Origin of the sequence: Planosporangium mesophilum (genome assembly GCF_016863255.1) — a bacterium.
Classification (GTDB): domain Bacteria; phylum Actinomycetota; class Actinomycetes; order Mycobacteriales; family Micromonosporaceae; genus Planosporangium; species Planosporangium mesophilum.
Genome location: NZ_BOON01000017.1, coordinates 18,197 through 38,983 on the forward strand (window position 1 = coordinate 18,197; position 20,787 = coordinate 38,983).

General features: G+C 68.5%; 20 protein-coding genes. 15 read left to right on the forward strand and 5 right to left on the reverse strand.

Going from position 1 to position 20,787, the window contains the following annotated elements; all coding sequences use genetic code 11:
- Window positions 1–122 precede the first annotated feature (122 nt).
- The 11 genes from Pme01_RS31415 (at window position 123) to Pme01_RS08860 (ending at window position 11,653) form a co-directional block, all read left to right on the forward strand.
- Window positions 123–254 carry a hypothetical protein gene (locus tag Pme01_RS31415; RefSeq protein WP_275408507.1) on the forward strand — a complete coding sequence of 44 codons (132 nt, stop codon included), beginning with the start codon at window positions 123–125 and terminating at the stop codon, window positions 252–254.
- Between the two features lie 198 nt (window positions 255–452).
- Window positions 453–2,000, forward strand: a complete 1,548-nt coding sequence (locus Pme01_RS08810; protein WP_168113573.1) for an LppU/SCO3897 family protein — start codon at window positions 453–455, stop codon at window positions 1,998–2,000.
- A 382-nt stretch (window positions 2,001–2,382) separates the two neighbouring features.
- Entirely contained in the window at window positions 2,383–4,143 is a 1,761-nt protein-coding gene (locus Pme01_RS08815) for an RNA/DNA-binding domain-containing protein (protein WP_168113574.1), read from the forward strand.
- Window positions 4,144–4,357: 214 nt separating this feature from the next.
- Entirely contained in the window at window positions 4,358–6,091 is a 1,734-nt protein-coding gene (locus Pme01_RS08825) for a recombinase family protein (RefSeq protein ID WP_168113575.1), read from the forward strand.
- A gap of 364 nt (window positions 6,092–6,455) precedes the next feature.
- Window positions 6,456–7,250 carry an AbiTii domain-containing protein gene (locus Pme01_RS08830; protein WP_168113576.1) on the forward strand — a complete coding sequence of 265 codons (795 nt, stop codon included), beginning with the start codon at window positions 6,456–6,458 and terminating at the stop codon, window positions 7,248–7,250.
- Between the two features lie 1,252 nt (window positions 7,251–8,502).
- Complete coding sequence (locus Pme01_RS08835) at window positions 8,503–9,384, forward strand: hypothetical protein (RefSeq protein WP_168113577.1); 882 nt, start codon at window positions 8,503–8,505, stop codon at window positions 9,382–9,384.
- Window positions 9,381–9,575 carry a hypothetical protein gene (locus tag Pme01_RS08840; RefSeq protein WP_168113578.1) on the forward strand — a complete coding sequence of 65 codons (195 nt, stop codon included), beginning with the start codon at window positions 9,381–9,383 and terminating at the stop codon, window positions 9,573–9,575. The genes Pme01_RS08835 and Pme01_RS08840 overlap by 4 nt, the downstream gene beginning before the upstream one ends.
- Window positions 9,576–9,806: 231 nt before the next feature.
- Window positions 9,807–10,166 (forward strand): hypothetical protein, encoded by a 360-nt coding sequence (locus Pme01_RS08845; RefSeq protein WP_168113579.1) that lies wholly within the window; start codon window positions 9,807–9,809, stop codon window positions 10,164–10,166.
- Window positions 10,167–10,192: 26 nt separating this feature from the next.
- Entirely contained in the window at window positions 10,193–10,465 is a 273-nt protein-coding gene (locus Pme01_RS08850; RefSeq protein ID WP_168113580.1) for a hypothetical protein, read from the forward strand.
- Between the two features lie 27 nt (window positions 10,466–10,492).
- The gene (locus tag Pme01_RS08855; protein WP_168113581.1) at window positions 10,493–11,122 is read left to right on the forward strand and encodes a hypothetical protein; all 630 of its coding nucleotides are present in this window, start codon (window positions 10,493–10,495) and stop codon (window positions 11,120–11,122) included.
- 192 nt (window positions 11,123–11,314) lie between these two features.
- The gene (locus Pme01_RS08860) at window positions 11,315–11,653 is read left to right on the forward strand and encodes a hypothetical protein (protein ID WP_168113582.1); all 339 of its coding nucleotides are present in this window, start codon (window positions 11,315–11,317) and stop codon (window positions 11,651–11,653) included.
- 176 nt (window positions 11,654–11,829) lie between these two features.
- On the opposite strand, the gene Pme01_RS08865 is transcribed toward Pme01_RS08860, so the two are convergent.
- Window positions 11,830–12,591 (reverse strand): hypothetical protein, encoded by a 762-nt coding sequence (locus Pme01_RS08865; RefSeq protein ID WP_168113583.1) that lies wholly within the window; start codon window positions 12,589–12,591, stop codon window positions 11,830–11,832.
- Window positions 12,592–12,668: 77 nt separating this feature from the next.
- Between Pme01_RS08865 and Pme01_RS08870 the strand changes: the two genes are divergently transcribed.
- Together Pme01_RS08870 and Pme01_RS08875 are read left to right on the forward strand one after the other, a co-directional pair.
- Window positions 12,669–12,995, forward strand: a complete 327-nt coding sequence (locus Pme01_RS08870) for a hypothetical protein (RefSeq protein ID WP_168113584.1) — start codon at window positions 12,669–12,671, stop codon at window positions 12,993–12,995.
- 621 nt (window positions 12,996–13,616) lie between these two features.
- The gene (locus tag Pme01_RS08875) at window positions 13,617–15,434 is read left to right on the forward strand and encodes an NHL domain-containing thioredoxin family protein (protein WP_168113585.1); all 1,818 of its coding nucleotides are present in this window, start codon (window positions 13,617–13,619) and stop codon (window positions 15,432–15,434) included.
- Between the two features lie 28 nt (window positions 15,435–15,462).
- Here the strand turns inward: Pme01_RS08875 and Pme01_RS08880 are convergent, their stop codons facing one another.
- Window positions 15,463–16,305, reverse strand: coding sequence for a 5-oxoprolinase subunit C family protein (locus Pme01_RS08880; RefSeq protein WP_168113586.1), 843 nt, complete (start codon window positions 16,303–16,305; stop codon window positions 15,463–15,465).
- Complete coding sequence (locus tag Pme01_RS08885) at window positions 16,302–16,904, reverse strand: 5-oxoprolinase subunit B family protein (protein ID WP_203935506.1); 603 nt, start codon at window positions 16,902–16,904, stop codon at window positions 16,302–16,304. Before Pme01_RS08885 ends, Pme01_RS08880 begins: the two co-directional genes overlap by 4 nt.
- Window positions 16,905–16,968: 64 nt before the next feature.
- Between Pme01_RS08885 and trhA the strand changes: the two genes are divergently transcribed.
- Window positions 16,969–17,646 (forward strand): PAQR family membrane homeostasis protein TrhA, encoded by a 678-nt coding sequence (gene trhA / locus Pme01_RS08890; RefSeq protein ID WP_168113587.1) that lies wholly within the window; start codon window positions 16,969–16,971, stop codon window positions 17,644–17,646.
- A 68-nt stretch (window positions 17,647–17,714) separates the two neighbouring features.
- Here trhA and Pme01_RS30800 read toward each other — a convergent pair whose 3' ends face one another.
- Window positions 17,715–18,008 (reverse strand): DUF6458 family protein, encoded by a 294-nt coding sequence (locus tag Pme01_RS30800; protein ID WP_239088099.1) that lies wholly within the window; start codon window positions 18,006–18,008, stop codon window positions 17,715–17,717.
- A 99-nt stretch (window positions 18,009–18,107) separates the two neighbouring features.
- On the opposite strand from Pme01_RS30800, the gene Pme01_RS08900 reads away from it, so the two are divergent.
- Complete coding sequence (locus Pme01_RS08900) at window positions 18,108–18,605, forward strand: SixA phosphatase family protein (protein ID WP_168113588.1); 498 nt, start codon at window positions 18,108–18,110, stop codon at window positions 18,603–18,605.
- Window positions 18,606–18,716: 111 nt separating this feature from the next.
- Here Pme01_RS08900 and Pme01_RS08905 read toward each other — a convergent pair whose 3' ends face one another.
- Window positions 18,717–20,573, reverse strand: a complete 1,857-nt coding sequence (locus tag Pme01_RS08905) for an acyl-CoA dehydrogenase (protein ID WP_168113589.1) — start codon at window positions 20,571–20,573, stop codon at window positions 18,717–18,719.
- Window positions 20,574–20,787: the final 214 nt, after the last annotated feature.

The following is a 20,787-nucleotide window of genomic DNA, read 5'->3' on the forward strand; positions in this document are numbered from 1 at the left end:
ACGCCTCTGTTGCCTAAGAATCGTCGGCTGGTAAGCCAGATCACCTAATAATCTATGGCAGAGGCTGATCATCTGCCGCTTTAATAGAGGTACACAACACGGCACTACCTGGAGCGAATGCCATGAGCACCTTGATGGTCCGGTACCGCGCCCGGCGCGACGCCGCCTGGCGCCGTCAGGCGATCACACGCGCCCTCTCCGAGATTCCGTCGCGCGCGGTCCGCGCCGAGCTGATGGATCTTGCCAACCGCTGACCTTTCCTCCCTCCATCACCGCTGGCCCGGTGGGCATTGCCCACCGGGCCAGCGGCATTTCCGGATGCGGTGGCGGTGCCCTTCCCCCGGCGATGGCGGCTGCCAGGTAGGTTGGGTCTGCCACTCCGGGAATGGCTCGGCGGTCATCGAGCCACCGCCTCCCGCAGGGTGACGAGGTACGCGATGGAGGAGGCACGCATGTCGCACGACGCCAGCCCGCCCGGCCACGAGCCGGCGGAGGGCTATGCGGGTGCGGGCTCACCTTGGGCGTCCGCGCCCGAATCGGGCGAGCCCGGAGCCAACGACGGGGCCGGCGCCGCGCGTGCCCGAGCCTCGGTGCCCCAGGCCAGGGGAAGCGCGTCGGTACAGCCGCCCGCCGGGGCCGGTGAGCCCGAGGGGTGGCAGCCGCAGCAGGACGAGCAGGGCGGCCGCCCGGGCCCGTTCCCGCCCGCTGGACCGTCCCCGCAGGGTTATATGACGCCCCCCGCCGCGGGTGGCGCATCGATACCCCCCAGGACCGCCGGGTCGGCCCAGGTTCCCGGCGCCACGCCGCCCGGACCGACCCAGGTCTCACCGCCTGCCGGGTACGGCCAGGCCCCGCCCCAGCCCGACGGCTTCCCCGGCTACCCCCAGTCGCAGGAGTACGGCGCCCCGCCCCAGGACTACGGCCAACCTCCGCAGGCGTACAACCCGCAGGCCCAGGAGTACGGCCAGCCGCCGCAGGACTACGGGCAGCCGGCCCAGGCCTACAACCCGCAGGCTCACGAGTACGGCCAGCCCTCCGCGCAGGAGTACGGGCAGCCGGCCCAGGCCTACAACCCGCAGGCCCAGGAGTACGGCCAGCCAGCCCAGGCCTACAACCCGCAGGCCCAGGAGTACGGCCAGCCAGCCCAGGCGTACAACCCCGCGGCCGCTCACGAGTACGGGCAGCCCTCCGCGCAGGAGTACGGGCAGCCGGCCCAGGAGTACGGCCAGCCCACCCAGGCGTTCGATCCGACCAGCCACGAGTACGGCCAGCCGGCCCAGGGCTACGGCCAGCCGGCGCAGGCCTACAACCCGCAGGCCCAGGAGTACGGGCAGCCGGCCCAGGAGTACGGCCAGGCCACCCAGGCCTTCAACCCGTCCAGCCCGGCCTACGGTGAGCCGGGCGCCGGCTACCCGGGCCAGGGGCAGCAGTCCGGTTACCCGGCACCTCCGTACGAGTCGCCGACGACGATCTACGGCACCCCCAGCGGCCCGCCGGCCAACGCCTACGGCACCCCCAGCGGCCCGCCGGCCAACGCCTACGGCTCCTCCGGTAGCCCGGGCGCGGGCGGCGGCTACGACCCGCACGGCTACGACCCGCAGGGTGGCTACCCGGGCTCGGACCAGGGGTACGGCGAGCCGCCCTCGTACGGCAACGGCCCGCAGGAGTCGTTCGGCCCGCCCCCCGAGGGCGAGGGCAAGAGCAAGAAGCGCATGCTGCTGATCCTCGCGCTGGTCGCGGTGATCGCCGTCCTGGCGGCCGTCGGAACCGCGATCGTGCTGATGACCCGCGGCTCCACCGCCGACTTCGCGGTGAACGACTGCGTACGGCAGGACGGCAGCAAGGCGGTCAAGGCCTCCTGCACCGACAACGGCGCCTACAAGGTCGTCAACAAGGTCAAGCAGCAGAGCGAGTGCTCCGACCCCAACCAGCCGTACGTGGTGATGTCGAAGAACGGCACGGACGAGGTGCTCTGCCTGCGACCGGCCGACCAGAAGTAGCCATACGACAAGTAGCCATACGACGACAGAGCCCTCCGAGGTCGACCTCGGAGGGCTCTGTCGTTGAGTGAGGCAGAGTGAGCGTGATGCTGGAGTCCTCTCCCGCGTTCCGCGTACGCGCCCAAGTGCTACGCGTCCGGGCTGGTTGACACCGGCGGGAGGACGCTGACCCTCGCCGAGCGCCGGGACAAGACGGTTCTGCTCGACGTCCTAGACGTTCCTCGAACATGCCCTGGACGTTCTCGAACATGTTGCTAGCCCACTCTCCAACGGGCCGTCTAGCGGTGTATCGGCACAAGAACGGCGGCTGACTGAACCGGTTACTTTGAGGGTCCTTTGGGGGTAGTCTTTCTCTGTCACCATCCCCAAAGGAGCCTGCAAAGTGCAGCCGCTGGAACAAGAGCTTCGAGCAATCTTCACCGGCACGGCCGCCCGCAAGCGTGAGTCAAGCACTCTGGACTTCAAGGAGGCCAAGTCCAACCTCAAAGAGGCATGGGCTGATCTGGCGGAGGCAGCCGTCTGCTTCGTCAACGCCGCCGGAGGCACGATCGTCGTTGGGATAGCAGACAACCCTGGCGGCCCTGGCGCTTTTGTCGGCTGTGACCTCGACGCGGACGTTTTACGTCAACGCATCTACCACCTGACGAGCCCGGGACTGCTCGTCGATGTAGCCGAGCAGTCGTACGCGGATACCCGGCTGTTGGTGATCAAAGTTCCCGAAGGCGTTGAAGTTCATTCCACAGTCCGTGGCTACACTTACCAGCGGGTTAACGACGAGTGCCTCCCGATGCGGCCCGCAGAGGTAAGTCGGCTGACCGAAGAACGTCGCGGTATTGACTGGTCAGCTACGTCAAGCCTTCGACCGGTCGATGATGTTGACCCCCTCGCCATTCGGCATTGCCGGCGTCTTCTTCAGACCTCCGGAGACTCAACACGGCAATCCTATGCCCGAATGTCAGACCTGGATCTGCTACGCGCCTTACGAGCTGTCGCCGAAGATGGCAACTTGACTCGTTCCGGCGAGTTGCTGTTATGCCGAAACGCAGCGTCGGCTCCACCGGACGCCGTGGTCTACCAGCATCGTAAGACTCAAGCTGGTGAACCTGACGCGATCCTTCGGCTGGAAACACCACTGGTCCTCGCTTTTGAGGACTTGATCCAGGCTGTTCGTGCGCGACAAGGAATTACCCCGCTCACCCTTCCGGACGGACAGCAACTGCAGATCGAGGACTATCCGATGACGGCGGTCCGAGAAGCGGTAGCCAATGCTCTTATTCATGGCGACTGGCGGGCCCGCACCCCCGTCTCGATCGAACACTCACCGGAGTACCTGAAGGTCACTTCGCCAGGTCCGCTGGTTTCCGGGATTACTATCCACAACATCCTGACTAAGGGATCACGAGCCCGATACCCCGCGCTGACCTCGGCGTTCCGGATCCTGGGACTTGCCGAGGAGGTCGGCCAAGGGGTCGACCGAATGTATCGCGAAATGATCCGTTCAGGTCGCGATACACCAGTGATCGCTGAAGACAAAGACCAAGTAAGCGTATTGTTCCGGGGGCAACCGCCAAACACGCGGATTGCCAAATTTCTTGCCGCCTTGCCGCCCGAGGAACAAAACGACACCGATACGCTACTTATCGTGCTCCTACTATGTCGCAAGAGGACGGTTAACGCGGGAGAGCTGGCTCCGGTAATTCAACGTTCGGAGTCAGAGGCTCAAGCAGTACTCCGGCGACTATCCGGAGAACCTGTGTCAATTCTCGAACCAACGCGAGGTACACAAAGCCGGAGTCGCCCTTCCTATCGCCTCAAAGGTGACGCCATTACCCGCTTGGGCAACGCCGTGGCCTACCACGGCAGAGCCAGCGAAGAAATTGATCGCAAGGTTGTTGACCACGTCCGGGACTACGGCGAGATCAACAACAGAACCGTGCAACGACTATTCGACGTTGATGTGTACGCCGCAAGGGACATGTTGCAGGAGCTGGTTGCGAGGAAAATGATCACGCGGATCTCGGAACAGACGCGTGGGGTCGCGGTTCGTTACGGCCCGGGCACGAAATTTCCCGAAACGAGGAAAACAGCGCCAAAGAAACGGACTCAGCCGCCACAGGAATCGGAAGAGAACCCTCTGTTCTGAAGCTCACTTGCAGACCGGCACACAAGACGGGACGACTTCGACATGACTTCGCTTTCCACACCGACTCCCCGCGTCCGTGCGCCAGAGCTTCGCGGCCGTGCCTGGCTGAACACAGGCGGACAAACTCTGACCCTGGCCGACCTCCGCGGCAAGATCGTCGTCCTCGACTTCTGGCCGTTCATGACGGTCTAACGAACTCGCTACACTCTCGCTCATGACTCTCACTCATGAGCCGCTAGACCCGTCCCGCTGCTGCGCCCTGTACCGGCGTCGCTCGCACAAGAACGCCGAGGGCGACGCCCGCAACGGCCGCTCGCTCGCTGAGCAGGAGACCGAGCTTCGCGACCTCGCCGCCCGCCTCGGCCTCGTCGTCGTCGCCGACTACGTCGAGCGCGAGGGCACCGGCGCCTCGCGGTACTCACTGAAGGCCCGCCCGGAATGGCAGAGGACACTCGCCGACCTCCGCGCAGGCGACCGCTTCCGTACGGTCCTCGTCTGGGCACTCGACCGAGCCGACCGCCGAGGCGCGGTCGAGATCGGAAAGCTGCTCGACGAGCACGCCGACGGGTCGCGCCGGATCGTCGGCTGCGACGGCACCGACACGGGCGACCCCCGGCGTCGACTCGAACTGATCATCCGCGCAGAGCTTGCCCGCGAGGAGGTCGACAACCTCTCGAAGCGTGTCAGCCGCGCGAAGAGGTACCGCCGGGCCGAGGGCGCATGGCTGGGCGGCCCGGCGCCGTTCGGTACGCGAGTCGTCGACGGAAAGCTCGCCCGTGATCCCGAGACGTACCCGATCGCGCGCCGTATCGCCGACGAACTGCTAGGCGGCCGGACGATCTGGGCGACCGTGAAGGGCCTCAACAATGACGGCGTCCCCTCGCCGCGAGGTAAGTCGTGGGGCGTCGGAACGGTCGCGGCCCTCGTCCGCTCGCCCGGCTGGGCGGGTCTTCAAAGCGTCCGGGAGAAGTTGCCCTCGGGTCGCTGGGAGTCGGTTGCCGAGCCGTACCGCGACGAGCGCGGGCAGACGGTGAGTGTCGGCGAGGGGGTGATCACGCCGGGCGAGCGTGCGCGCATCCTGGCAGCGATCGGCGACCGTTCGGCGACCATGGCCGACGGCGGCCGATTCGTCGGGCGGGGCGACCGCCGCTCGTCGACTCTCCTCGGCGACCTGCTGCGCTGCGACTACTGCGACGGCCGGACCGCCCAGAGCGGCGCCGCCGGTCAGAAGGTCTACCGCTGCGGGATCTACGCGAATGGCAAGACTTGCGGAGGCTTCACGGCGCCGCTCGCCGACACCGACGAGGCCGTGTCCCTCGCGTTCCTTCGCCGCCTCGCCGAGCTTCGGCCTGGCGATCCGTTGCTAGAGGCCGTCGCCGACGCCTGGGTCGCCCGGGTCGCTCCCGAAGACCTGGCGGCCCGCGACGCCGCCCAGGATGCCCTAGACGCGGCCCGCGCCGACCTAGCCCGCGTGCGTCGCCTCGTCGCCTCAGGGACGTTCACAGAGGACGACGCGGCCGAGGTCATGCCCGAGCTACGGGCGAAGGTCAAGGCCGCCGAGGACGCCTTGGCGCGTATCCCCGTCCCCGAGGCCGATATCTCGCCCCTGCTCGACCTCGCCCAGTCCGTACCCGCATGGTTTGACCTCCCCGAGGCCGAGCGCCGCGGCCTGCTCTCACTGGCAGTCGCCGAGGTACGGGCGACCCGCGCGCGTGGGCGCGGTCACCGCTTCCAACCCGATGAACGCCTCTTGATCGTCTGGGCAGACGGAACGACCTCTCGGCCCGCGCCGGCCGTGGACGAGACGGTCGCGAAGGTCGCGGCCTACCTCGACGAGAACCCGACGGCCTCGGCGGCCGAGGTCGCTGAGCTAATCGGCAAGTCGAAGCGCACCGCGTACGAGTACCTACGCGCGGCCCACGAGGGCCGCCTCTCGCTCAATCGGTAACGCCGACCACATAGATCGGCCCCGGCGTCATGACTCTCACTCATTCGCCGGGGCCTCGATCAGAGAAGGAGCCTCTGACCGTGCCAACGAATGTACCCGCTCCTGGCCGCCACCTCGGCGTGTCCGACCGGACGGCCCGGCGGTACCTGGCCGCCGCACGTTCGGCCATGGCAGCGAGCGTGTAAACGCCTGCGACGCGGTCGGCCGGTACCGCGCCGACCGGCCCTCGCGCAGAGTCTGGCGCCGCTCTGGGCACCCCGGACGGGCCATGTTTGCCCCTCCGGACGATCGAGACTGTCGCACGTGGCGGATACCGTTCGTAACGGCCAATCGATCAGGACCACAGGACGGGAACGCAGGTCAGATGCGCCGACGCGAGAGCAACCTGATTGACGAGATCGAGCGCGGCGCGCTGGACAGTAACGTGTCACTCGCCGACACGCTTCGGAAATGCATGATCCTCGGGGGACAGGCCAAGTCCGCCGAACTGCGAGCGTGGGCAAGCCGAGAGCTAAGCGGATACGGCCCTGACGATGAATTGCCGGAATGGCGAACGGTTGCTGCCCCGCTGCAGATGGACGGGATGAACCTCCGCTACCGCTGGAAGGGTCAGCAGATCAGCAGATGGGAACTGCCAGACTTCGCACGTGACGCCATCAAGGATGAAGTCCAGTTGCGCGTCGGGGTGGGGCAGCTTGAGGCGATGCTCCGCGGGGCCGACAACGGCGTGGTGCGACTCGGGCTCCCTGGGGGCGCGGAACTCGTGTCGTACATAAACCACGCCAACGGCGACGCGTACCAGACGATCGAGCGTATCTACTGGGGCGTCAGCACGACCGCCATCGATGGTGTGCTCGATCGCATACGTACGGCGCTGACTGAGCTGGTCGCGGAGCTTCGACACGGCATGGCTGACGACGCCTCGGTACCGTCCGAGGAACTGGCTACGCAGGCGTTCCACGTTGCCGTTAGCGGGAAGGGCCACCGGGTGACCGTCACCAATGCTCAGGCCAGCGGCGAGGCGAGGAGCAGTGTCGGCCAGGAAAGCGAGCTGGATTCCCCAGCCTTGAAGCGTTGGGCGAGGATCGGCGGAGCGATCGTTGGGCTTGCCACGATCCTCGCGACCGTCTTCGCAGTGCTTCAGTATCTGGCGACGTAGACACAGCCCATGAAGCGTTCATGGCGCGGCCTCCAGTGCACCGCGCCATGTCAGCGTGATCAGCGACTGCGCCGCATCTGGAACAGTTCCGCCAGCGCCCGAAGGACGGCCGGCAGCTTGTCTGGGGGCACCCTGAACAGTGCGACCAAGGCGACGATGAGCCGGGGTACGGCATAGATCAGTGCGACGACGATTAGCGCCCAGGGTCCGGCGGCAACGAACGGCTCTAACGCAGGCACAGCGAACCAACCCCCTTTGGGGTCAATCTCGCGGCGGCCAAGGCGCGCGAGTCAGGTTCGCCGATCCCGGTCAGGCATGAAGTTCTGTGGTCATGCTAGCGCGGCGTCCCGCGGCTACTCGGTTACGCGCGCCCAGGTTGGCGCGCCGAGTTGCACTTGGTGAACGACGCCAACGTCGGGCAATAGCAGGCGACCCCTCCGGCACCGGGGGCAGGATGCGACGACGGAATGGGCAACGTCCCCCGGGACGCGCGGCAATGGCACAGCGCGCGGGAGGAAGTGTTGCGGGGTGATCGGCCCGTCGTCGCTCTGCTCAGGGTGGTTGGTTGCTCCACGCCCGCCAGCCGCCCACAACCACATCTGCCCGCCATCGCCCGCATACACGACCGCGAGAGTGCTGTAGGGCTGTGAGCAGTCGCAGGTAATCCGTTCCAACTCCCGGTAGTCGCCGGGGTTGGCCTTGATTTCGGCAGCCTGCTGCTCGAAGGAGTCCACCAGCGTGCGCCCTTCATCACAGCGGCGTCTTCCATCGGAAGAGCCGCAACCGGCATGGCGCCAGTCTGACACGCAGGTATGACCACGGGCGGCGTGTCAGCCGCCGGACGAGGGCGGCTGGCGGCCGCCGCAGGGGGGCCACGCCGGGAGCGGCACCGAGGACGGGTCGAGGGCGAGTCCAGATCGGGGGGCACTTTGGTCTGATGATGCGCTCACCTGTCTCCCTATAGGTGCTCTAGTCCGTTCTCGGTCTCTAAAACAGCAATGTATGAGCGGGTGAACGCATCATCCCGCCAAAGTGCCCCCCTTTGATCTTGAAGGCCGCCGAGCGTCGCCTAGCGCCGTCACCGGCCCTCGCCCGGCGCCTGTCGGCCGCGATCTCGGAAGTGAGACGCGGATCAACCGCGCCGCGTGAACACCTCGGCGCCCGCTGGCGCATAGGCCCTTGTGACCACCTCTCGTGCCTCACCATCGGCGCCCGCCGCCGGACCCATCCCCTGAGCAGAAAGGACCGTGCCGTGTCAACTGACGACGGCTCATCATCACGCGCCGCCCGTCTGGCGGCCCTGGCCCGAAACTTCTACGAGACGGGCCCGTTTGTCGACGAGGGTTACTCCCGCCTGCTCGACCGGGAGACGTGCCAGCTCGACGCGGGCCGCGTGGCGGACGTGATCACACCGCTGTTTGAGCAGCGTTACCGGATCGACTACGACGGCGAAGGACGATCAATCGTCATTCGTCAGTGCGAAAACGAGCCTCACCGGGCCGAGCAGGTGCCCCGGCACGAGTTCGTCGCGCTCGTCTGCGAACTGCTGATCGCCCTCCCCGACCCGTCATACCACGCCCGTCCCCGGCTGCACCGCGCGGTGCAAGACACCCGAGCGCTTGCCCGGTACGCAATGCCCCGGCCACCCCGCGAAGGCAACGGCCGCCCGCGCATGCGGCGAGTCAAGTTCGTGACCGACGTCGTCGACAACCTGATCTGCGCCCTTGAAGACCTGCCGGACCTGCCGATGCGTCTGGGTCCGCGCCCGCGTCGGAACCCTGCGCCTAAGCCCGTGCAGGCGCCGAAGCCGGATTCCGCCGCCCTGGAGGCGACCGCCTGCGAATTCCTGACCGCGCTCGCGCCCGTTCGGCACCCGGTACCCGACGTGTGGACGGCGTACAAGGCCGCGATCCCGGAGGCCGAGCGTATTGGCAAGCACCGGTTGCTGGCGCTCGCCCGCGACACCCTCGGAGAACCGCGCAAGGTGCGCGGCGTCCGCTTCTGGCAAGTGCCCGAGCCGGTCGTGCTCGCCGAGGTTGCCGACCGCGTCGCGCGCCTGGCGTGGGAAGAGCAGCGCGCGATCCTGCTTCGCCTCATCGCACAGCCGACCCGTGAAAGGACCGCCGCAGCGTGACAAACACCGAGGGCGACGACTTCGCGCGGGCCATCTTGGACCGCGTCGCCGAGCTGGCCTACGAGGAGCTACGCCCGCACCTCGACCGGTGGGCGCGCGAGCAGCAGGCCGACCGAGGCCGGACACACCTCACTACACCCGCGACCGGCAACGTCGCGTCGCTCCACGCGAGGCGCCGCCGCGCCACGTAGCTCGCCACCTACTCGCAGAGGCCCCGGTACCGCCGCCCACCACGGCACCGGGGCCTCTCGTATACCCGCGCCGCCTGGGAGGTCACGGCGCGGTCGCGCGCCCGGGGGCGGCCTTCCCGGGTCGCGCTCCCCGGCCGTTCCGCCTGTGTCGCTGTCTCCGTCGGCACAGGCGGGGCGGCCCGGGTCGACTCGCCCCTGTTCACGGAAACACGCAGCCCACGGAGAGAACCGATGTCCAACCAGCCCCGCCCGATTCGCCAGACGATCGCCGACGCTGCCCGCGTGTGCATCGTCGACCCCGAGCAGCGTCGCGACACCGAGCGCCTGGCTTGCCTGATCGCTGATCGTGTCCTCGCCTTCCGTGGGGAATGGTCGGCTACGACGCCCGGAATTCTCGACCTGGCTGCCGCCCGCCTGCCGGGCCACCCGGCCGGTACGGGCCTAAGTGCCGCCAAGCGTTCAGTACGCGCGGCTGAGGCCCTTCTTGCGGACTACGGGATCACGGTCCGCGTCAGCCGCCCGAACGGCCAGCCGCGCCGCTGGATCTTCGCCCTGACCAGCATGCCCACTCTCGACACCCCCGCCGCCTGAGCGGCGCCCTATCCAACGGAGACACCGTGACCGACCCAACCGCGCCCGACTTCGATCCCGACGCCGTCGCCAAGCTCGCCCGCGCCGCTGCGAGCGAAAGACGTACGCGAGCGGAGGAGTTCGCTCAGCGCGCCGCCGCTGAGGAAGCCTTCGAGGCCGAGATGGAGAGGCGCGCCGCCGAGGCCCACGCAAAGCGCGAGGCCCGCGTCAAGGCTGCCGCCGACCACCGCGAAGCCGAGGCGCGACGACTCGCCGCGATGTCGGGCGAGGAGATCACCGCGCGCATCCGTCGCCGCTAACCACCGCCACAGACAGGAGATTCACACATGAGCACGCCCGAACTTGACCGCCTCGCCGCTGAATACCGCACCTGGGCGACTCACTGGAGTCGGCCCCAAGTGCAGCGCGCAGACCTGACGATTCCGCCGATGGTTCCGCTCACCCCGGCGCTCGCCGCGCTGCTCGACAAGGTCGCCGCCGCCGAGGCCGCCTACCTGGAAGCCCAGGACGCGCCGGAAGACATCCTCGCCGACGCACGCCGAGCGGACACCGCGTACCGCACCGCCGTGCGCGAGATCGGCGTCGCCGTCGCCGACGGTAAGCCGACGCCGAAGACGCTGCCTAAGCCGGTCGACATGGCCGACGTTGAGACCCGTATGCGTATTGCGATGGCGACCGCCGACACCACCGCCCGACGCCTCAACGCCGTGCAGCGTGAGCTTGCCGCCGCGATTGAAGCCGACAGGCCACGCTGGCGGGAACCAATCCTCACGTGGATGGAGGACACGGCGCATGAACGCGAGCAGGCCCGCCAGCGCGCGCAGGAGCTGAGCGAGCTGGAGGCGATGGCGAACGATGGTCTTCGGCGCGCGAACGACGCGCTCGGCGTCGAGCAGCCGAAGGGGCCGAATCAGTTCGTGATCGGCGCGAGCTACCCAGGCAGCCTCGTCGGCTAAGTACCCGCTCCGGGGGCGATTGACCGGGGTGCCTTCCGCGCGAGGCCGCCCCGGTCGCTCCTCCCCGCCCCTGCTCGCCGGCCGCCGGCCAGCAGACTCCGACCTGATGCTTGACTATTTCGTCCCGGCTGATGCTTCACGGGTGGCTCAGGCCAAAGCCAGCTCACCCGGCCGGGACGGCACACTACCCACATGGCAATAGACCTTGCTTTGTGTCGCCGAGAACGTCCCGGAACCGGTCCACGTCGGGAGACCACGCACGTCATAGCCTCGGTGCATGGCAGCTCCGAGTTCGACAGCTTGTTGGAACTGGTCTGGGTGCAGGGCCGATTGTCGCTGCTAAACCGAGTTGATCCCGTCCGCTCCATCGTGTTGACCTCGACGGACATGCCTCAGCTCGTGGACGAGCTAGAAGCGGCATACGACCTGGCCACCACTGACGCGCAGCGGCAGTACCTCGCCGCGATACGTGCGCTGGCACGGGTGTGTGCCGACGACCGAGGGCTGGAACTGCACTTCGACGGCGACTGAGCGCGAGAGCAGCACCGATAGTCCGCCGCGACGGCCCGGCGGCGGCCGAGGGGGTGGGGAGGGACCCCGCCCCCTGCCGGAGCTTCCCCGAAGCGGCATAGCGTCGCTGTCTCAGTACGGGCATAGAGGTCATACCGGTGAGCGTCAATGCTTCTCGCCGTAGCTCAACAGCAGGACTAGCCTCGGCTCCTGCTAGACCCACGTTTCCGTGTGCCGCTTCGCCTTGCTGGCTTGTTGCGAGAGCCCTCATTCTTTTGCCGGTCTTTGTGCGCCTCAGGCGAGGGCGGCGTGATCCCGGGTCCTTCGACCGCCTCCGGTATGCGTTTTGGGTGGACCTGAATGTACGACTCGCGGCTAGGTCGGTCCGGGAGCCAAGGCCAGGACTCGTCAGTGACCGGGAAGCTCCTTACGCCCGAAGCTGGAAGGCCAAGCTCTGCCCGCATCGTGTTCCGTAGAACTTCGAACATGTCCCGAGCTTGGAACCATCCGGGGTAATAGTCCGTGAAGCTATCCCGCATTTCGATGACCGGAGTAATTTCCATGAGGGCGCCGGACATCCGGTCGGCCAGGTCCGAGACTCCCGGTGTAGCCATAAGCTGCACCTCCAGCAACGCAGGCTGTAGCTCGTCATCCCAGCGACGGTAATACTCGGTCAGTCCATCCCTAATGATCGACTCATCCTCTTCGCTAATTTCCTCCGCGCCGTCGTACGACAGGAATACCGCAATACTGTCGATCTCTCGCAGCATGGCCTGAGCGAGCGTCAGATAGGCCGCGTAGGCATGACGCCGGTCGACCAGCCAACGACGGGAATCCTCGGCGGCCAGGCGTCGCGTTTCGTTGCGTCGGGTGATCCAGCCTGTCAGCAGGACGCCGCCAAGCCCACCGCCAAGCGCGAAGGCCCCGGTCAGAAGAGACGGCAAAAGGTCGGATGCCACGGCCCCACGATACGTAGCCGCATCAATGGCTACGAAGGCCCGAAAACGCCGGATCTGTTCGAAGGGTAAAGATTGGCATGTTGACCACCCGCCCCGCCTACGGAGCCTCCGCGCGCCAGCGCTGCCGTACGCCGCGCGGCCTGGCGCTGCGTACGGTCCCGTTGCGGGTGAAGCTCGACGAGCGCAACCTTCGCCGGGCGTACGCCGAGAGCGGACCGTACGGCCTGGCGCTTCACGTCCGCTGGACGCTGCTCGATCTCGCCAGTCACCGTGCCGTGAACGACGACGTGCCGCGCGTGCTGGTCGCCTGGTACCGGACGGCGGTCGCCGAGGCGACCGCCGACGCCCGCGCCGAGGCCGAAGGTTGGCCGTGCGGCTCGCTCCTGCACCCAGCGACCGCCTGAGACTCCCGCAGAGATGCCGAGCATGTCGGCCCCTGTAGGTCCCACGCGTAGCGCGAAGATCGCTCGCCGGCACTCTCCGGCGGGCATGACGCGCACGATCCGAAGGCCCTCGGCCACTGGCTCATCGCGGGCAGTACGGGGGCCTTTCCGTGTTTAGACGCCTCGTCGGCTGCGACACTCCACCCTTGCCGGTAAGGATCGGATAGGCATCCGTCGCTCTACCATGACCGTGTGACTCTCACTCACCCCACGCTCGCCCGCCCCCGCGCGACTCTCCCAGCTCTCGCCGACCGTAGCGGCCCACTCCCGCGTGTCGGTATGCCCGCGACGATCCACATCGGCGACGACACCTACCCGGCCGTTGTGGTCCGCGCCTCGGCGACGTCGGTAACCGTCCGCCGTGTCGAGGCAATCGACGTCCGTCGCAATCGCGAACACACGGCGATCGTCGGCGTCGGCGACCTGGGGGCGCCAGTCGGCCCACCCGAGGTCTACCGACTCCGAGACGGCCGCTACCGGACGCGCTCAGCCTTCCTGGCCCTCGGCGAGGCCGTCGCTCGTACGCCGCTCCCGGCGCCCCCTCGGGCTGGCTGGGCGCCCCTCGTGAGGCACGATGGCCCTATGTCTCCTCGCGTGCGGGCGCCCGAGCTACGGGGCCGGGCCTGGCTGAACACTGGCGGAAAGGTCCTCACCCTAGCTGACCTAAAAGGTCGTATTACGATCCTGGACTTCTGGACCTTCTGCTGCATCAACTGCCTGCACGTCCTCGACGAGCTGCGCCCGCTCGAGGACAAGTACGCGGACGTGCTCGTCACCATCGGCGTGCACTCACCGAAGTTCGAGCACGAGAAAGACCCCGAGGCCCTCGCGGCGGCCGTCGAGCGGTACGGCGTGAGCCACCCGGTGCTCGACGACCCGACCCTGCGGATGTGGCAGGAGTACGCGGCGAAGGCGTGGCCCACCCTCGTGGTGATCGACCCCGAGGGGTACGTGGTTGCATCGATGGCCGGCGAGGGGCACGCCGAGGGCCTGTCGAGGCTGTTCGACGAGCTGATCGCCGTCCATGAGGCGAAGGGCACGCTGCGCCGGGGTGAGGCTCCGGCGGTACTCGGGAATGAACCAGCCACGGCGCTGCGCTTCCCCGGCAAGGCCACGGTGCTCGACGGTGGAACGTTCCTGGTGGCCGACTCGGCGCAGCACTCCCTCGTCGAGCTGGCGGCCGACGGGCAGACCGAGCTGCGCCGGATCGGCGCGGGTATCCGCGGCCGGGTCGACGGCAAGCCGGCCGGCGCCCAGTTCTCCGAGCCCGGTGGCGTCTGCGTACTCCCGCCCCGGGTGGCCGAGCTGGCCGGTTACGACGTCGTCGTCGCGGACACCGTCAACCACCTGCTGCGCGGCGTCAACGTGGCGACCGGCGAGGTGTCGACGGTGGCCGGTAGCGGTAGGCAGTGGCGCGGCACGGTCGACTTCGACACCCACGACGCGCTCGCCGTCGACCTCTCCTCGCCGTGGGACGTGGCGTACTTCGACGGCAAGGTCGTCGTCGCGATGGCCGGCATCCACCAGCTGTGGTGGTTCGACCCGGTGACCCGTACCGCGGGCATGTACGCCGGCACCACGGTCGAGGCGCTGCGCGACGGGCCGCTGCACGAGGTGTGGATGGCCCAGCCGTCAGGGCTGTCGACATCGCCGGACGGTACAAAGTTGTGGATCGTCGACAGCGAGTCGAGCGCGCTGCGCTGGATCGAGGACGGCGAGCTGCACACCGCCGTCGGGCAGGGCTTGTTCGACTTCGGCCACGTCGACGGGCCGGCCGACGAGGCGCTGATGCAGCACCCGCTCGGCGTGCTCGCGCTCGCCGACGGCAGCGTCCTGGTCGCCGACACCTACAACGGCGCGGTCCGCCGCTACGACCCGGCGACGGGTGACGTGACCACGGTGGCGATCGGCCTGAGCGAACCGAGCGACCTGGTCGCGACGGCAGGCGGGGACGTGTTCGTGGTCGAGTCGGCGGCCCATCGCCTGGTCCGCGTGGACCCGACCGCGGTCGTGGTCCAGGGTGAACGGCACCGGACCGAGCGACCGGTCACCGACCTCGCCCCCGGCGAGCTGATCCTCGATGTGGTGTTCACGCCGGCGCCCCGGCAGAAGCTGGACGACTCGTTCGGGCCGCCCACCCGCCTGGTGGTCTCCGCCTCCCCACCCGACCTGCTGGTGGAGGGGGCCGGCGAGGGCAGCGACCTGCGCCGCCGGCTGGTCCTCTCGGACGCGGTACCCGGCGGCGTGCTCCAGGTGGTCGCGCAGGCCGCCACCTGCGACGCCGACGCCGAGCACGCCGCGTGCCACCTCACCCGCCAGGACTGGGGCGTACCGGTACGCGTCGTCGCGGGCGGCGCGGCCCGGCTGCCGCTGGTACTGCGCGGCCTGGACAACGCCTAGGTCGGTCGGCTGAGCCACCGGTTCCGGCTCAGGAGAGCCGGAACCGGACCCGGTCCCCCGGCCTGGCCTGCGCCAAGAGTGGCAGGTCGGCCTCGTCGACGACCCCGATCACCGGGTACCCGCCGGTGGTCGGGTGGTCGGCGAGGAACACCAGCGGCTGGCCGTTCGCGGGCACCTGTACCGCGCCGAGCACGATGCCCTCGCTCGGCAGCTCATCGGTCACCGCGCGGGTCAGCGGCCGCCCGGTGAGCCGGGCTCCCACCCGGTTGCTGTTCACGTCGACCGTGTACGCCTCCGTGAGCAGCTCGGTCGGGTCGGTGAACCAGTCGTCGCGCGGGCCGAGGCGTACCCGCAGCACGAGGTCGCCGCGCGGCACGGACGTGGGTACGAAGTCCACTCCGGAGGGCTCGCCGGTCGGCTCGCCGAGCGGTAGCTCGTCGCCGTCGCACAGCCGCTTCGGCCCGAGCCCGGAGAGGGTGTCGGTGCTGCGGCTGCCGAGGACCGCCGGCACGTCGACCCCGCCGGCGATCGCGAGGTACGAGCGCACGCCGTGGCGCGCCGGCCCGACCTCGACGGTCGCGCCGTTCGGTACCGCGACCGGGGCACCGAACGGCGCGGGGCGCCCTGCGACGGTCAGCCCGGCGTCGGCCCCGGTCAGCGCGACTGTTGCTGCCCGGGCGACGCTCATCGCGTACCGGCCGGCGGTGATCTCCAGTCCGGCCGTACCGTCGGGGTTGCCGACCAGCCGGTTGGCCAGCCGCAACGCCGGGGCGTCCAGTGCCCCGGAGACCGGTACGCCGAGGTGTGCCCAGCCGGGTCGGCCCAGGTCCTGAACGGTCGTCAGCGGACCGGCCCGCACGACTGTGATCACGAGGTGAACTTAACCCGGGTGCCCGGGGTGAGCAGGGCCGGCGGTCGGGCCGTCACGTCGAACAGGCGCACGTCGGTACGCCCGACCAGCAGCCACCCGCCGGGCGAGGCGGTCGGGTAGATCCCGGCGTAGTTGCCGGCCAGACCGACGGAGCCGGCCGGCACCCTGGTCCGGGGCGTCTCCAGTCGCGGTACGGCCAGTTCGGGCGGCAGGCCGGCGAGGTACGCGAAGCCCGGGGCGAAGCCGCTGAACGCGACCCGGAACTCGGTGGCGCACATCCGCTCGGCGACACCTCTGTCGTCGCATGCCCACCGGTCCGCGACCATGGCCAGGTCCGGCCCGTCGAACGTCACCGGGATCTCGACGAGCGGGCCCGACTCCGGCGCGGCGGTCGTGTCCGGCCGCCACTTGCGCAGCCGGGACATGAGCGCCCCGGGATCGGGTACGCCGTCGACGAGCACGGTACGCGCGCCGGGCACGATGTCGCGGGCGGTCAGCTCACCGGACTCGCGACGCCGCCACAGTTCGGCGTGCCAGGCCAGCGGTTCGTCCACTTCGATCAACAGAGCCCGGGCACCGACCAACCGGATGTTCGCCACGGTGAAATCCTCCGTGGTTCAGCTCACGACGACCAAATAACCTACGGTACCGTAACCTTTGGGAATGACCACGAACACCGCTCCCCGACTCCGGCCGGTCGACATCGGCAAGCCGCGGATGCGCGGTTGGCTGCACGCGTACGCCGCCGGCGTCGCGGTCGTCTGCGGCCTCGTGCTCTGCTCGCTGGCCGCCGTCCGTCCCGGCTGGGCGCCGCTGCTGAGCTGCGTCGTCTACAGCCTCACCGTCGTCGCGCTGTTCACCACCAGCGCCCTGTACCACCGGCGGGTGTGGTCCGAGCGCGGCTACAAGATCATGAGACGCCTCGACCACTCCATGATCTTCGTCTTCATCGCCGGCACGTACACGCCGTTCTGCGTCCTGCTGCTACCGGTGAAGCTGGCGACGATCATCCTCGTGACCGTGTGGGGCGGCGCGGTGGCCGGCGTGACGCTGAAGATGGTGTACCCGCACGCCCGCCGCTGGTTGTCCGCACCGCTGTACCTCGCGCTCGGCTGGGTCGCGCTCGCGGTACTCCCGGACATCCTGCGCCACGGCGGGGTGACCACGCTCGTCCTGCTTGTGGTGGGCGGCGCCGCGTACAGCATCGGCGCGGTCTTCTATGCACTGCGGCGGCCCAACCCGTGGCCGACCGTCTTCGGCCACCACGAGTTCTTCCATGCCTGCACGCTGGTGGCCGCGATCAGCCACCACATCGCGGTCTACTTCGCCCTCTACGCCTGAGTAACGACGTCCCGGAGGTCGTGGCCTCGCGGCTACGACCTCCGGGACGTCGTGATGATCAGAAGCGATCAGTAGCGGGGGCGTTCGGGCCGGCTCTGTGCCCAGCCCTCCTCGTCCACCACCTCGCGCGGCGGCGCCTCGACGATCCGCTCCCGCTCGATGCGCTGACCGGGCGACACCGCGACGACACGACGGCGGCGCGTGTTCCAAATCCACATCGTGGTCAGCAGGCCGGCGAGACCGGCGAGCATGAGCACCCAGCCGATGACGTTCAGATCGAAAGGGCCGACGTTCTGGTCGCGGATCCCGAACGCGACGATCGCGCCCACGGCGATGAGGAAGATGCTCCCACCGATACCCATTGGTAGCCTCCTTTGTCACCGTTTGACCGGCTGTCGTTCGGTGACTCCCACTGGGGACTTACCCAGTGCCGACAACCCTCAATCAGGCAGGCTGTGACGATGACCGATCGAACCTTGGTGCTGTTGAGGCATGCCAAGGCGGCCAATCCCGGTGACGTCGCCGACGCGCAGCGCGCGCTCACCACGCGCGGGCAGGCCGACGCCGCTGCCGCCGGCACGTGGCTGGCCGACAACCAACTGCTGCCCGACCTCGTACTCTCCTCGCCCGCCCGGCGGGCCCGGGAGACCTGGCACGGCGTGGCGCCCGCCCTCGGTGACCAGGCAACCCACACCACGGTCGTCTACGAGCCGACGATCTACAACGCGGCCACCGGGCAGGAGCTGCTGGACCTGGTCGGCACGACCGATCCCGACGTCACGACGCTACTGGTGATCGGGCACAACCCGCCGCTGTCCGCGCTGTCGTCGCTGCTGGACCCGGGCGCGGACGAAGACCTCCGCACGTCCGGAGTGGCCGTCCACCGGGTACCGGACGTATGGGGCGCCCTGGCTGCTGGCGGCGCACCGCGTATGGCGTCGCACACTGCACGCGCCTGAGTACTCCCCCGGAAGGCCCGAAGCCCACGGCTCGGAAACGAACCGACCGGAAACACGAACCGGCCGGTGACGAGCGAACTCGTCACCGGCCGGTCCTCGGGGGGAACTGCGTCAGAAGGCTTCTTCCGCCAGGTCCATGAGGTCGAGCGTGGTGGACTCGACGATCTTGCGGTCGCTGCCCAGGCGCGGCAGCACCTCGCGGGCGAAGAACCGGGCCGCGGCGATCTTGCCCTCGTAGAAGGACTTGTCGCTGACCGAGACGGCCTCGCGGGTGAGCGCGGCCAGGGCCACGGCGGCCTGGCGCTGCAGCAGCCAGCCGACCACGACGTCGCCGAGGGCCAGCAGGACGCGGCGGCTGCTCAGGCCGACCCTGTACAGCTCCCGGGCGTCACCGGCCTGAGCGGCACCCAGCCAGTTCATGTAGACGCCGAGCATGCCCTGCACGTCGTCGAGCGCGGTGGCCAGAGCGGCCCGCTCCTCCTTGAGCTGCCCGTTGCCGCTGTCGGACTGGACGAACTCCTGGATCTCGGACGCGACGGTCATCAGCGCCTTGCCCTGGTCCTTCACGATCTTGCGGAAGACCAGGTCGAGGCTCTGGATCGCGGTCGTGCCCTCGTACAGAGTGTCGATCTTCGCGTCACGCACGTACTGCTCGAGCGGGTAGTCCTGCAGGAAGCCGGAGCCGCCGAACGTCTGCAGCGACTCGTGGCCGAGCAGCTCGTACGCCCGCTCCGAGCCGCAGCCCTTCACCAGCGGCAGGAGCAGGTCGTTGACCCGCTCCGCGTGCCGTACGCCCTTCTCGTCGCCGGCGGCCTCGGCCAGCCGGGACTTGTCCTGCCACGAGGCGGTGTACAGGACCAGGGCGCGCAGGCCCTCCGAGTACGCCTTCTGCAGCGCGAGCGAGCGGCGCACGTCCGGGTGGTGGGTGATCGTCACGCGCGGGGCGGTCTTCGAGTTGTTGAGCAGGTCGGCGCCCTGCACACGGTTCTTGGCGTAGTCGAGCGCGTTCAGGTAACCCGTCGACAGCGTCGCGATCGCCTTGGTGCCGACCATCATCCGGGCGTACTCGATGATCAGGAACATCTGCCGGATGCCGTCGTGCACGTCGCCGAGCAGCCAGCCCTTGGCCGGGACGCCGTGCTCGCCGAAGGTCACCTCGCAGGTGTTGGAGACCTTGATGCCCATCTTGTGCTCGACGTTCGTGACGAAGGCGCCGTTGCGCTCGCCGAGCTCGCCGGTCTCTTCGTCGAAGTGGAACTTCGGCACGACGAACAGCGACAGACCCTTGGTGCCGGGGCCACCCACACCCTCCACGCCGACCGGGCGGGCCAGCACGTAGTGGATGATGTTGTCGCTCAGGTCGTGCTCACCGCTGGTGATGAAGCGCTTGACACCCTCGATGTGGTAGCTGCCGTCCGGCTGCGGGATCGCGCGGGTCCGGCCGGCGCCGACGTCCGAGCCGGCGTCCGGCTCGGTCAGCACCATCGTCGAGCCCCACTGCTTCTCGATGAAGAGCTTGGCCCACTTCTTCTGCTGCTCGGTGCCCTCGCGGTACAGCACGTTCGCGAACGAGGGGCCCGACGCGTACATCCAGATCGGAGCGTTGGCGCCGAGCACCATCTCGGCCAGCGACCACCAGAAGACGCGCGGCGCGTTGGTGCCGCCGAGCTCGGCCGGCAGGTCCAGGCGCCAGAACTCGGAGTCCATGAACGCCTTGTACGACTTCTTGAACGACTCCGGCAGCGGTGCGGTGTGCGTCGTCGGGTCGAAGACGGGCGGGTTGCGGTCGGCGTCGGTGTAGCTGGCGCCGATGTCCTCGCGCGCGAGCCGGTCGACCTCCGCGAGGATGCTGCGTGCGGTGTCGACGTCGAGCTCGGCGTACGGGCCGGTGCCCAGCACCTTGTCGGCGCCGAAGACCTCGAACAGGTTGAACTCGAGGTCCCGCAGGTTGCTCTTGTAGTGACTCATCTCGCTGGCCTCTCCCGTTGCACGCGCGGTGGCGGTCTCGGTCGTGACGATGGTTGCTGGCGCAGGTTACCAGCCAGTAACAGTAACTGTATTACCGGCAAGTAACTAGCGACAAGGCGAGACCGACGGTGACCGCGATCACAGGAATGATCGCGGCCTACCTGGGGAAATACGGCTAAGCCAGTGTGGGGATGAGTCTTTCATCCGAAATGGA

Coding starts and splice junctions, on each gene's coding strand:
- Pme01_RS31415 (WP_275408507.1), top strand. CDS start 123: ATGAGCACCTTGATGGTCCGGTACCGCGCCCGGCGCGACGCCGCCTGG.
- Pme01_RS08810 (WP_168113573.1), top strand. CDS start 453: ATGTCGCACGACGCCAGCCCGCCCGGCCACGAGCCGGCGGAGGGCTAT.
- Pme01_RS08825 (WP_168113575.1), top strand. CDS start 4,358: ATGACTCTCACTCATGAGCCGCTAGACCCGTCCCGCTGCTGCGCCCTG.
- Pme01_RS08830 (WP_168113576.1), top strand. CDS start 6,456: ATGCGCCGACGCGAGAGCAACCTGATTGACGAGATCGAGCGCGGCGCG.
- Pme01_RS08845 (WP_168113579.1), top strand. CDS start 9,807: ATGTCCAACCAGCCCCGCCCGATTCGCCAGACGATCGCCGACGCTGCC.
- Pme01_RS08855 (WP_168113581.1), top strand. CDS start 10,493: ATGAGCACGCCCGAACTTGACCGCCTCGCCGCTGAATACCGCACCTGG.
- Pme01_RS08860 (WP_168113582.1), top strand. CDS start 11,315: ATGGCAATAGACCTTGCTTTGTGTCGCCGAGAACGTCCCGGAACCGGT.
- Pme01_RS08870 (WP_168113584.1), top strand. CDS start 12,669: ATGTTGACCACCCGCCCCGCCTACGGAGCCTCCGCGCGCCAGCGCTGC.
- Pme01_RS08875 (WP_168113585.1), top strand. CDS start 13,617: ATGTCTCCTCGCGTGCGGGCGCCCGAGCTACGGGGCCGGGCCTGGCTG.
- trhA (WP_168113587.1), top strand. CDS start 16,969: ATGACCACGAACACCGCTCCCCGACTCCGGCCGGTCGACATCGGCAAG.
- Pme01_RS30800 (WP_239088099.1), bottom strand. CDS start 18,008: ATGGGTATCGGTGGGAGCATCTTCCTCATCGCCGTGGGCGCGATCGTC.
- Pme01_RS08900 (WP_168113588.1), top strand. CDS start 18,108: ATGACCGATCGAACCTTGGTGCTGTTGAGGCATGCCAAGGCGGCCAAT.
- Pme01_RS08905 (WP_168113589.1), bottom strand. CDS start 20,573: ATGAGTCACTACAAGAGCAACCTGCGGGACCTCGAGTTCAACCTGTTC.